General features: G+C 52.5%; 10 protein-coding genes. 8 read left to right on the forward strand and 2 right to left on the reverse strand.

Annotated features, from left to right (window positions below; genetic code table 11):
- Position 1: 1 nt before the first annotated feature.
- From GSVR_RS14295 to fdhD, 5 genes are all read left to right on the forward strand, one after another.
- Positions 2 to 661 carry a phage tail protein gene (locus GSVR_RS14295; RefSeq protein ID WP_173201664.1) on the forward strand — a complete coding sequence of 220 codons (660 nt, stop codon included), beginning with the start codon at positions 2 to 4 and terminating at the stop codon, positions 659 to 661.
- A gap of 18 nt (positions 662 to 679) precedes the next feature.
- On the forward strand, positions 680 to 1,897 hold the full coding sequence (locus GSVR_RS14300; RefSeq protein ID WP_173201663.1) for a phage tail protein: 1,218 nt from the start codon (positions 680 to 682) through the stop codon (positions 1,895 to 1,897).
- Positions 1,898 to 1,916: 19 nt separating this feature from the next.
- A complete protein-coding gene (locus GSVR_RS14305; protein ID WP_173201662.1) occupies positions 1,917 to 4,370 on the forward strand; it encodes a hypothetical protein in 2,454 nt (817 codons plus the stop codon).
- 176 nt (positions 4,371 to 4,546) lie between these two features.
- On the forward strand, positions 4,547 to 5,281 hold the full coding sequence (locus GSVR_RS14310; RefSeq protein ID WP_173201686.1) for a DNA adenine methylase: 735 nt from the start codon (positions 4,547 to 4,549) through the stop codon (positions 5,279 to 5,281).
- 422 nt (positions 5,282 to 5,703) lie between these two features.
- Complete coding sequence (fdhD, locus tag GSVR_RS14315) at positions 5,704 to 7,062, forward strand: formate dehydrogenase accessory sulfurtransferase FdhD (protein WP_173201661.1); 1,359 nt, start codon at positions 5,704 to 5,706, stop codon at positions 7,060 to 7,062.
- Here fdhD and tadA read toward each other — a convergent pair.
- A complete protein-coding gene (tadA, locus tag GSVR_RS14320; RefSeq protein WP_173201660.1) occupies positions 7,049 to 7,540 on the reverse strand; it encodes a tRNA adenosine(34) deaminase TadA in 492 nt (163 codons plus the stop codon). The genes fdhD and tadA overlap by 14 nt on opposite strands.
- 81 nt (positions 7,541 to 7,621) lie before the next feature.
- On the reverse strand, positions 7,622 to 7,966 hold the full coding sequence (locus GSVR_RS14325; RefSeq protein WP_173201659.1) for a hypothetical protein: 345 nt from the start codon (positions 7,964 to 7,966) through the stop codon (positions 7,622 to 7,624).
- Between the two features lie 250 nt (positions 7,967 to 8,216).
- Here GSVR_RS14325 and GSVR_RS14330 point away from each other — a divergent pair, with 250 nt between their 5' ends.
- Genes GSVR_RS14330 through GSVR_RS14340 form a run of 3 tightly spaced genes read left to right on the forward strand, consistent with a single transcriptional unit; the run spans position 8,217 to position 12,361 of the window.
- A complete protein-coding gene (locus GSVR_RS14330; RefSeq protein WP_173201658.1) occupies positions 8,217 to 9,869 on the forward strand; it encodes a class I SAM-dependent DNA methyltransferase in 1,653 nt (550 codons plus the stop codon).
- Positions 9,859 to 11,238, forward strand: a complete 1,380-nt coding sequence (locus tag GSVR_RS14335) for a restriction endonuclease subunit S (RefSeq protein WP_173201657.1) — start codon at positions 9,859 to 9,861, stop codon at positions 11,236 to 11,238. The genes GSVR_RS14330 and GSVR_RS14335 overlap by 11 nt, the downstream gene beginning before the upstream one ends.
- Positions 11,231 to 12,361 (forward strand): SIR2 family protein, encoded by a 1,131-nt coding sequence (locus tag GSVR_RS14340; protein ID WP_173201656.1) that lies wholly within the window; start codon positions 11,231 to 11,233, stop codon positions 12,359 to 12,361. Before GSVR_RS14335 ends, GSVR_RS14340 begins: the two co-directional genes overlap by 8 nt.
- The last annotated feature ends 1 nt before the right edge of the window (position 12,362 follow it).

The following is a 12,362-nucleotide window of genomic DNA, read 5'->3' on the forward strand; positions in this document are numbered from 1 at the left end:
CATGGGTCGCTTTTGGGCATATTTCAGAGATACCCTGCGGCTGCCCTTCATTCAGCTGCCCGGCGCTCTGGCCATGCTGGCGGAGGGAAGTGCTGAACTGCTCGATACGGCCCGCGGGTTGATCGTCACTCTGCGCGATCAGTATTTAGCCGAACGCTGTGAGGCGGCCCTGCTGGCCCATTTTGCGCGATCACGCGGCATCGTCCGTGTTCAACAGGAGCCAGAGGCACATTGGATTGGCCGGGTACGGCTGGCGTATCTCTGGCACATCCGCGGTGGCCGTGCCGGCGCACTGCGTCAGGTCCTGCTGGCCTATTACGGTTTCGCCGATGTTCGGGTCATCAATCTGCGCGGCGAGGATCCGGAACGCTGGGCGGAATTCCGGGTTGAATGCGAGCTGATCGGTAGTGAGCCGCTGTTTTCCCAGACTCAGGTGGAGTGGGCGATCAACGAGATCAAGCCGGCCCGCTCCAAGCTGTCCGAAGTGCTCTTTGTCCAATCGGTAATAGGTGACGTGCCGTGCTACTCGTTCGCCTTGATTTCGACCGAGATTGTTACCGTTTTCCCTGAAGCGGAGTCGGTGACCGGCGAACGGCTGTTTGACGAGCTTGATGGAGCGATGTTGTCTGACGAACTTGATGGGGAGCAATTGATCGAATGATCAAAAGGAGTTTTTTCTATGCCTGCTGAATTCAGATGGATAATGACCGGTGCGGGACTGGCCAAACGGGCCATCGCCGAGGCGGGAGGTGCTCCGGTCGCCCCGGCCCAGTTTGCCGTGGGCGACGGCGACGGGGAATATCACGAGCCGGAGGAACTGGTCGACGGGCTGATCAACGAGACTTGGCGCGGTGATATTAACAAAATTTACCGGCATGACACCGAGACCGACCTGGTTGTAATCGAAGCAATCATCCCTACAGACTTTGGCGGGTGGGAGATCCGCGAGGCGGCCATCTACGATGCGGACGATGATCTGATCCTGGTTGGCAAATATCCGTTGACCGAAAAACCCGCTCCCGGTTCCGGCGGTGAAAAGCAGATCGTGGTTCGCGGCGGCCTGCGGATATCCAACGGTGGCGAGGTGGTGGTACTGATCGACAGCGACCTCGTGATGGCCACCCAGGAATATGTGGATGACCATGCTCTGCTGACCAATCCCCATGGATCAACCCCAGCGGCGACCGCCAACCGTCTGATTCTGCGCGATGCTGCGGGCCGGGCCAAGATTGCAGCACCTTCAGCTGGCGATGACATTGCCCGCAAGGATACAGTCACGGCGCATATTCATAATCTCGCTGTTGCGGCCGGCGACTTTCTGGTTGGGAGCGGACCAGGTGCTTTTGTGAGGAAAACACTGGCAGAGGTGAAAGCCATACTGGGCCTGGGAGATGCCGCCTTCAAGAATACGGGCACTTTGGGAACACAGGTCGCTGCCGGCAACCATACACATTCGAATGGCGCCGGGATCGGCGGACCGTATGCTCCTGCCGATGTTTTACAAACCACGTACCCCGTGGGGTCGCTGTACTTCAATGCTTCTATCAATGCCAATCCTGCCAGTTTGTTTGGATTCGGCACATGGGTGGCGTTCGGAGCTGGGCGTATGCTGTTGGGTGCAGGGGGAGGCTATACCGCCGGTGATACAGGTGGTGAGGCAACCCACACATTAATTACAGGAGAAATGCCGAGCCATAACCATACCGGCCCAACTTTCAAATACCTGCTCAAACCACCGTACAGCGGTTCTCTCACAGGTAATGACAATAACGGCAGTGGCAGCGAGCAGGCTGTGGGTTTTGGAGATGGCGGCGAAATGCTCACGGTTGGCGGCGGTGCGGCTCACAATAATATGCCGCCGTATGTTGTTGTTTATATTTGGCGCCGCACGGCTTGAGGCAGGAAAGGAGCAATTCGTGAAATCATGGCTGCAATATATTAATTCCCGGCCGCTCGCGGAAACCGTTAACCCCGAAGATATGCTTCTAGTCGTTCAGGCCGGGGCAGTGAAACAAATCTCGAAGGAAGTGCTTGAATCATTATTGATACCACCTCGTGAGCCGCGCTTATCCTGGGGTATTGATATTCCCGTGGTAACTGACGGGCAAACTGAAGGTGATTCACATATCCGCTTGAGTGATGGTTCTGTTTGGCAGTTGATTGATGGGGCCTGGTCGGCCGTGGGAAATTTGCGTGGCCCGGAAGGTCCTGCCGGCGGAATTTGGTCGGGTGTTATTACGGTAACAACAGCGGAATACGACATTGCTGACTACGATTATATATACATGGTTGATACAGACTCGACGGCCATTGACTGTGTCGTCAATCTACCTGTTGCGGCGGGTAAAATAGGCCATAGGATATATGTCCAGAATACCGGCCACGATGGTTACAAAACGATATTGGTTGCGGAAGATTTAGAGACGATCGCGGGGCACATACGTTTTGAACTTGCTTCCGGCCAGGGCGAAGGATTTTTCTCCGATGGCGCTGACTGGTATCCTTCAGCATCTGATCCTCAAGAGCAGAAGTTTGTCCATAATGTCAATGCTACAGTGTTTTCCGTTACTCATAACGCCAATGTCACCGCCCAAAATTATGACAAGCAGATTCTGCTGTTCGGGGATAGCCACGCGTGGGGGCAAGGTGCCTCGGAATGGGATTGGCCGTTTGGTACTAACTATTCTTCGCACAGCTCCTCATTGTTTAACCAAGGATTTATGGCGCGCATTGAGCAGCACATCCGGTCTACACGGGGCTTTGATGAAATGGTTTACACCATACACGGTCGGCCCGATCAACGCATACTTCCTTATGAGTTTGCGGCACCTGACGCCCAGGTAGATGATTTTCTTTCTCGGCCAGTAAAACCTTCTACGGGGGCTATTTTTGGTTTGGATGAATACGAAATTGTCCCCACCATCTCGTCTTACCCCGCTTGGTTTACTCCTTGGGCGCGCGGGGCAAACGACCTGATCGATGTTTATCGTGATAAGCTGTTTCGGGGGCGATTTAACGCTGGCATGTTTTTGATGGCCCCGGAGGATGAGAATTCTTTTCTGGAAGCGGGAAAACTTGAGTACATCACTTTATTACCGTGTCCTGGTATCAGTGGCAGCGGCGGCTCTTGGAGTACTGTAACAGATAGCAATGGCACTATTTTGGGGGAGTATGACGGATCGGAGTTTTACCTACGCGTGAACCCTAAAATGGCTTCAAGTACGCTCGGTTTTTTCACGGAAACGGGTCAAAAGTTATTTGTCCCCGGTTTTGGTACGGTCACGGTGGGCACGATGCTTGATTCGAGTGGGATTAAGGTTATCCAAATATTGAATGCATCCGGGTCGTATCCTACCGGGTTAGAAAAATGGATTCATTCAGGCATGCGGATATATCACAACGATTACGTTAAAGTGACTACCGCGCACCTCGATCCAGTTCTCCCTTTCCGCCGGATGTATGTTTGCTTTCGTCGGGGATCTTCGGGCTCAAAGCTCCGTTTTTTCATGTCTGACGGAGCTGCAGGAGGTGCAGAAGTTGTTGCGTACAGCCATAACCGGTACGAGGCCGATACCCCGACTCTTAAACCCATATGGAACTTTGGGCGTACCGAGTATCCCAAAGTTTACGGTGTCACCAATACTGGTGCGCTGGTGTTGGCTGGTGCGGAAGCTACTGTTTATGATAGCTACATTGAAATAGACGCTTATAGTTCGGGACTTCAAGACGTTATTTATTGTCTCGACTTTGGTTCGAAAGTATGGGGCAGAGTACATATGGAGCTTAACGCAGCCACCGGGTCGGGGGTTGCGGTCAGGGGAGTGCTGTTCGATAACAACAATATAGCCAATTTTGCGATGGGAGGGCATACGATCGGGCAATGGATGGGGGATGGCGCCAGTTATAATGATGCCGCGCACGATCACTTGGCGGATATCTTATCGTACATCAAAACTACGCCCCATCTGGTTATAACTGAGTTGCCCATCGTAAACGAGTACCTGCGGCAGACCCCGCTGGCAGCATTTAAATCAAACATCGCCACGTTTATGTCAAGACTGAATGCGGTGTTGAATAGCGGGGGCGGGAAGGCAACTGATTTTCTGTTTTTCACCACTCTCGGCGGGAAGGATGTTGATTATGAGGGTGCTGGATCGTCGGCAGTGACATACGACCAGTATGTTCAGGCAGCGCTAACCCAGTGTCTGGCAAGTGGCGCCGGGCTTGTTGATTGCCGGGCCAGGTTCAGGGATTTTGTACGCCGCGGGGGGGACTACAATCGTTTATATGCCGATAATAACCATCCCAGCTCATTCGCGAATGAGTTCATTGCAAAATGGCTTATAGAGGTGATCGACCAAATTTTGTAGGACATAAGAAGAGGCAGCGGCCGGATCGTGCTCGAACACGATCCGGCCACCGACCCACTGAGCAAGCAGTGAGCCCGTCAGGGCTGCCCCACCCCGTACGAGGTGAGGGGGAGCCTATCAAAACAATCTTGATAAATCAAGGAGCTCACGTGAACCATACACCTATTATTCCCTGGATGGGTGGCAAGCGAAAGCTGGCTAAATCCATCTTGCCGCACTTTCCGTCGCACGATTGTTACGTTGAAGCATTCGCTGGAGGTGCGGCGCTTTTTTTCCTCAAATCACCGGCTCATACTGAAGTCCTGAATGACTGCAATAATGAGCTGATCAACCTTTACCGTATTTGCCAGCACCACCTTGAAGAATTCATTCGGCATTTTAAATGGTCGTTGGTTTCCCGGCAGATGTTTGATTGGCTGAAAATCACGCCGGTGGAAACGCTCACAGATATTCAGAGGGCCTGCCGGTATTATTACATTCAGAAAATGGCCTTTGGCGGCAAGGCGCATGGCCAAGTGTTTGGCACATCGAAGACCCAGCCGCCACGACTCAACCTGCTTCGTCTGGAGGAGTCCCTTAGCCAGGCCCATCTTCGGTTGTCTCGATGTTACATTGAACATCTTCACTGGCGTATCTGCGTCAACAAATACGATGGCCCGAATACACTCTTCTTTCTTGATCCACCTTACTGGAAGGTGGAACATTATGGTGTACTATTCCCCTGGGAGGAATATGAGGCCCTAGCCGTGGTAATGGGAGAGGTAAAAGGAAAGGCGATTTTGACCATCAACGACCATCCAGCGATCCGCGCGTTGTTTGGCGGGTTTAGATCAATGCCAGTAGAGGCAAGATACACTGTGGGTGGCAATCGTGGTGAGCTGTCCGGAGAGAGAATCTATTTCAACTGGTAGGGATATAACTTCCGAGGGGGTCTGCAGACCCCCTCGGTGCTTGCGGCATCAATACTGTTTTGATATGGTCAAGACTATCGGCGCGGTTATTTATCGCGTTTCTGAACCGCTGATTATCGCGCCGCGCTTGTCAGAACCGTACCGAGTACCAGTGTTTTGTATTTCATGAACATCTCCTTTTCTGCCGTGATCGGCACACTCATTATAGCAAGGATGGCGCCAGGATTGGTAGTAGTTGTACAACCCATCCGGATGAGCGGGTTAAGGCTGCCGGGCCGATATGAGGCAGCCGGAAGGATGCCGTATTCAGGGTACGGACGGGAGCAAATGCAACATGGCAGAATTCACCGTTCAGTCCCCGGCCGGATTTGTATGAATCAGAGCGGAATTTATGGTAGTCTGACAGTTTGAGGAGCTTGGCAATGAACACAGATACCTTTTTCACCTATCGCGACGGGAACCTTGAACCGGTAAAGGTCGGGGTGGTGCAGGAATTCCCGCTCCAACTGATTGTCAATGGTCGTGAGATCGCAACCCTGATCGCTTCCCCCCATGACCTGCGTTTCCTGGTGGCCGGCTTCCTGCGGCTGCAGGGGTTCGTGCAATCCCTGTCGGATTTCACGATGTTCAGCGTGTGCGAGGACTTCGGCACCGCCAATGTCCGTATCACAGGCGAGTTACCGGAAAAGCTGAAACCGGTCCTGACCTCCGGCTGCGGCACCGGGGTCAGCTTCAGCATGCCCGCGGCCGTTGCCCCTGCTGCCGGTGCTCAGTCCGAGCGTTTCAAGCCGGGTGACATCTTCGGGCTGATGGATGAGCTCTCCCGGCAGGCGGACAACTATCGCAGCCATGGCGGCATCCATTCGGCCGCGGTGGGGCGCAGCGGCGAGCTGCTGCTGTACGCCGAAGACCTGGGACGCCACAACACCCTGGACCGCATCGCCGGCGAGGCGCTGTTCAAAGGTATAGACTTATCCGGAACCGCATTGGTTACATCCGGGCGCGTATCGACCGAAATGGTGGCCAAGGCGGCCCTGCTGGGGGTGCGACTGATCGCCTCGCGCACCTCCCCCACCGACATGGCAGTCAGGCTGTGCCGCGAAAGCGGCATCGCTTTGGCGGGCTACGTGCGGGGGGGCAAATTCACGGTCTACAGCCGGCCCGACCTGATCGATCCCTACCCGGATAGCGACCGGATCGCTGGGGTCACCGGCGTAATCCTGGCCGGCGGCGCCTCCCGCCGCATGGGGAGCAACAAGGCGTTGCTGCAGGCAGGCGACGCGACCCTGATCGAACGGGTCTATCGCACCCTGGCACCGCTGTTCGCCGAGGTGCTGATCGTCACCAACACCCCTGAGTCGTACGCCTTCCTCCCCTGCCGCACGATGCCCGACATCCACACCGACTTCGGCGCCATGGCGGGCCTGCATGCCGGACTGGCGGCCAGCAGTACCGGGCGCATTTTCGTGGCGGCCTGCGACATGCCCAGCCTCAATCCCGATCTGATCCGGCTGCTCTGTGCAGCCGACCCCGGCGCCGAGGCCGTGGTACCGGTCAATGAAGAGGGGCTGCGGGAGCCGCTGCACGCCGTATATAGCCGTTCGGCGCTGGCGACGCTGGAAGAGACCATTGCCCAGGGGGAACGGAGCATTCTGACCCTGCTGGACCGGCTGGAGAGCCGGCTGGTGACGCCAGAAGAATATGCAGGGATAGCAGAGGCGGAGCGGTCCTTCAGCAACGTGAATACGCCTGAGGAGTACGAGAGGCTTACGAGGAGCTAGGGATGCGCTCGGCGCGCTTGCGTCGGCGCAGTTCCGCGAAGAAATCGCTCAAAAGGCGGGAGCATTCGGGCTCCAGCACCCGCGGCACCAGTTGGACGCGGTGGTTGAGGCGGCTGTCGTCGGACAGGTCGTAGAGCGAGCCGGCTGCCCCCCCTTTGGGGTCGTAGCAGCCGAACACAACGGTGGGAATGCGGGAGAGGATGATGGCGCCCATGCACATGGTGCAGGGCTCCAGGGTGACATAGAGGGTCGTATCGAGCAGCCGCCAGGAATTGAGTTTCCGGGCGGCTTTTCTAATGGCGATCATCTCGGCGTGGGCGGATGGGTCCTGGGCAGACTCGCGCAGGTTATGACCGCGGGCGATGATTTTGCCGTCGCGCACGATCACGCAGCCGATCGGCACCTCGTCCTTGCCCTGGGCCTTGCCCGCCTCAGCGATGGCGCGCTGCATCCAGTATTCGTGGCTCTTTTCAGGCATGCAGGGAATCTAGCATAACCGCTGCGGACGGGCAAAGGTAATCTCCGGCGCTGACAGTCTCACAACCGGCCCCACCCTGCCCTACACCTCGATCACCGGCAGCACCGCCTCCTTGCGCGGAAGCGGCACCACCAGTTCGTCGCGGTAAGCCAGCGCAAACAGGCTGCCCTGTTCATGGATCAGGGCCGTGACCGCATCCGGCGCCAGGCCGGTCTCCTCGGCATACTCTTCCGGGCTCACCAGAGCGTACCCCTCACCCTGCAGCTCATGCACCACCGTGGCCCAGGCCACGCGGGACTCCGGTGTCATGATGTTGTCCTGCGGACCTGTCAGTCGATATTCGCCCAGCCCGACTCGGATGATGATGCAGATGGCGTCGCGTTTCATGCGTTCCAGGTCTACCGGCTCAGTTAGTTGTTGTTCCATGGTTGCCTCCAGGTTCTATAGGCTTATTTTTCTAGTATAGCCTCTTTCGGTGCGACTCCTTAACGAGCTAAACATCGAACATTAAAATTTTGCATCATTGACAGACGGATGCTGGCGGGGTAAGGTGGAGCGCTTTTTATGCCATGGGATGAGGATTAGACAGTTGGGATAAAAGATTAGTATAAATGCCGCTGACTGAGAAGATTTTGCAGTCAGCGGCTTTTTTTACACAAAAAAGCACGGAGAGCTCATGTCTGCAGAAAAGTTTTTACAAGACCTTGAAAAGAAACTTTGGACCGCCGCCGATAAGCTGCGTTCCACTCTTGATGCAGCCCAGTACAAGCACGCGGTGCTGGGGCTGTTGTTTGTCAAGTACGTATCCGATGCCTTTGATATCCGCCGTCAGGAGCTGATCGCACAGTTCAAGAATGAGGAGCACGAATATTACCTCAATCCAGATGATTACGAGACGGAAGAGGAATACGAAGCCGAGATCGCCGCAGAGTTGGAGATTCGCGACTATTACACGGAGAAGAATGTATTTTGGGTGCCGGCTCTGGGGCGCTGGGAGAACCTGCAGAACAATTCCAAGTTATCGCCGGGGACAGCGATCGAGATCAAGAACGGCAAGACCACGATCTATACCATGCGTAGCGTCGGCCGACTGATCGACGATGCCCTGGATGCCATTGAGAAGGACAACCCTAAGCTCAAGGGGGTGCTCAACAAGCAGTACACCCGCTTGCAGATCGACCAGGCCAAGCTGGGTGAGTTGATCGACCTTATCGCTACCATCCCGTTTGTACATGAATCGTTACAAGCCAAGGATATCCTTGGTCATGTTTATGAATACTTCCTCGGCCAGTTCGCCCTTGCCGAAGGAAAGAAAGGTGGCCAATTCTACACGCCGAAGTCGATTGTAACGCTGATCGTCGAGATGCTCCAACCGTTCCAGGGGCGAGTGTACGACCCTGCCATGGGCTCGGGTGGCTTCTTCGTGCAGAGCGAGCAGTTCATCAAGGAGCATGGCGGCAAGGTGGGAAATGTCTCCATCTACGGCCAAGAGTACAACCACACCACTTGGCAGCTGGCGGCAATGAACATGGTCATCCGCGGCCTAGACTTCAATTTCGGGAAGGAGCCGGCCAACACCTTTACTAACGACCAGCACCCTGATCTGCGCGCCGACTACATTATGACCAATCCCCCCTTCAACATGAAAGAGTGGGACACTGGCGTGAAGGACGACGACCCACGCTGGCAGTACGGCCGCCCGCCAACCGGCAACGCCAACTTCGCCTGGCTGCAACACATGCTCTACCACCTGACCCCTAACGGCTCCATGGCCCTGCTTCTAGCCAACGGCTCCATGAGTTCCAACACCAACACCGAGGGAGATATCCGCCGGGCGCTGGTGGAGAATGATCTGGTAGAGTGCATAGTTGCGCTGCCGGGGCAGCTCTTCACCAACACCCAGATTCCGGCGTGTATTTGGTTTCTAACCCGCAATAAGAAGGCACGGGGGGCACTGGTCAACCGCTCCGGCAAGGTGCTGTTCATTGATGCCCGCAACCTCGGCTACATGAAAGATCGCGTGCTGCGCGACTTCAGACCGAAGGATATCGCCAAAGTGGCCGATACCTTCCATGCGTGGCAAAAAGGTGAAGGCTACTTAGACGAAGCCGGTTTTTGCTGTTCAGCAACGCTGGAGAAGATCAGAAAACACGACTTTGTGCTGACGCCGGGGCGCTATGTCGGCGCGCCTGACGAGGCAGAGGATGGCGAACCCTTTGCCAAAAAGATGGCGCGATTGACGGCGCAGTTGCAGGAGCAGTTTACGCGCAGTAGAGAGTTGGAAGGGCAGATCAAGCGAAATCTGGCGGGGCTTGGGTATGAGTGCTGATTGGAAGACCTACACCCTAGGTGATTTGGGGGATATTAAAACGGGCAAAACACCGCCATCTTCGATAAGTGATGCTTTCGGTGGTAGCACTCCTTTTATCACACCAAAAGATATGGATGGGAGAAAGTGGATTAAGTCTACGGAAAGATCCCTGAGTACGTCAGGGGTTGCATCTGTCAAGCCTTGTCTTGTTCCTAAAAATTCAGTAGCAGTTTCTTGTATCGGATCAGATCTGGGCAAGGCCGTTCTGGTAGCACAGACTTCAGTAACAAATCAGCAAATAAACACAATTGTCATCGATGAAACGCGCTTTAACTCAGAGTTTGTCTATTATGATTTGTCATTACGTCAACAAGAAATAAAAGGGATGGCGAACGGTTCAGCTACACCTATTTTGAACAAAGGCCATTTCTCAAAGCTAGAAATTTCTCTGCCAGACAAACAGACTCAAGACGAAATTGTAAGAGTTTTAAGTTCCTTAGACGACAAAATCGAGCTCAACCGCCAAATTAACAAAACCCTCGAACAGATCGCTCAAACCATCTTCAAAAGCTGGTTTGTAGATTTCGAGCCAGTCAGGGCCAAGATCGAAGCCAAAGCCACAGGCCGCGACCCTGAGCGCGCCGCCATGTGTGCCATCAGTGGTAAACTTGAGTCCGAACTTGACCAACTTCCCACCGAACAATACCGACAAATCGCCGCCACCGCCGCTCTGTTTCCCGATGAGCTGGTGGATTCTGAGTTGGGACTGATTCCGGAGGGGTGGATAACAAAACCTCTTTATAGTATGGCCGAGTTTATTAATGGAGCTACTTTTAAAAGTTCAGATTTTTCGTTAAAAAATGATGGACTACCTGTTATTAAAATTTCCGAACTTAAATCTGGCGTTTCTGAGCAGACAAGATTTACTACAGGCATTTTCCAGGGAAAATACAAAATAGATAATGACGATGTTCTCTATTCTTGGTCAGGTAGTCCAGATACTTCGCTTGAGGTATTTAAGTGGTTTGGTGGAAAAGGCTGGCTGAATCAACACATCTTTAAAGTTGTGACTACTTCAAAATATCAAAAATATTTTGTTTTCTATTTATTGAGATATCTTAAACCTAGACTTGTTTCCATAGCTACAGACAAACAAACCACGGGTCTTGGTCATGTAACCGTTGCAGATATGAAGAGGCTTCTCATCGCATATCCAAGTAAAGACATATTATCTCGATTTTCAGCTGTGGTTGGATCTATGTATGAACTGACATCTTGCATGGAAAAACAGACAAATGTTCTGGTCGAAACAAGAGATTTACTTCTCCCAAAGTTTCTATCAGGTGAGTTGCCTCTAGCGAAAATTGAAGGTGGTGACGATGAGTAATAGTTGGGTTAAGGACAACAGGGATTTGATTAATCGTGTGGAGCAAATCCTCAAGGCCGCATACGATGAGAATGCAGAGCTTCATTTGGCACTGAATGGTGATTCTCCATTGCAAATTGAAAGCTTAAACCCTGATAGAGAACCGTATAGTATAGAGAAAAGTGAGGCGCTATTTTGGGCTGAACGAGATACTTATTATGAAGAACTTGATTTTTGCCTCTTAAAACACCATGAGAGTGCAATTCAATATCTTAAAGCTAATGACCTTGTCCCAACATTTCATGACCTTGTTGATGCCATAAAAAGGAATCGTGTTGTTCCATTTATTGGTGCTGGGATGTCACTTCCAAGTGGGTTTCCGCTATGGGGCAAGGCATTGCGACAAATACTTGATCGTATGGAAGGTATTGACATAGCTGCTGTAACTGCCGAGATAGACTCATTCAAGTATTTAAATGCAGCGCAATTGCTTTGGGATCATGATTCTACACAAGTTAAGCATTACATCAGAAATAAATTTGCGCAGAGGCAAATTCCCAGAGAAGGTGTAAAAGGCCCAATTACGCTCTTGGATAAAATTAGCAGTGGTTGTTTAATAACAACTAATTTCGATTCAGCAATAGAAACAGTAATTGGTAGAGGCCATTTAGAAGGTTACATGCATGGTCTACAGCAAGGCAATAAATTTGTTCCAAGATTAATTAAAGGAGATAGATGTATCCTTAAGCTTCATGGTGATGCAGAAGACCATGAAACCTATATATTCACACAAGAACAGTACACAAATGGTTATGGTGATCCTTTTGATTTTTCAAAGCCATTGCCAAAAGCTTTACGTCAAATATTCGTTGGACAGTCCCTACTCTTTTTAGGCTGTAGTTTGGAACAGGATAAAACCTTAGAATTATTCGCTGACGTATTGAGAGAAAGTAAATTTGAAGTCCCTGACCATTTTGCAATATTACCTGAGCCTAATGGTGGCGAAACCAAAGGCCATAAAGAGAATCGATTGATTGAATTAAAAATCCGTCCGATTTGGTACCCCGGTGATGATCATGAGTTCGTTGAGAGGTATTTGAAGCTCGCGATTGATATTTCAGGTGGCCGGCTGGAGCATTTTTAAG

The organism is Geobacter sp. SVR (assembly GCF_016865365.1).
GTDB lineage: Bacteria > Desulfobacterota > Desulfuromonadia > Geobacterales > Pseudopelobacteraceae > Pelotalea.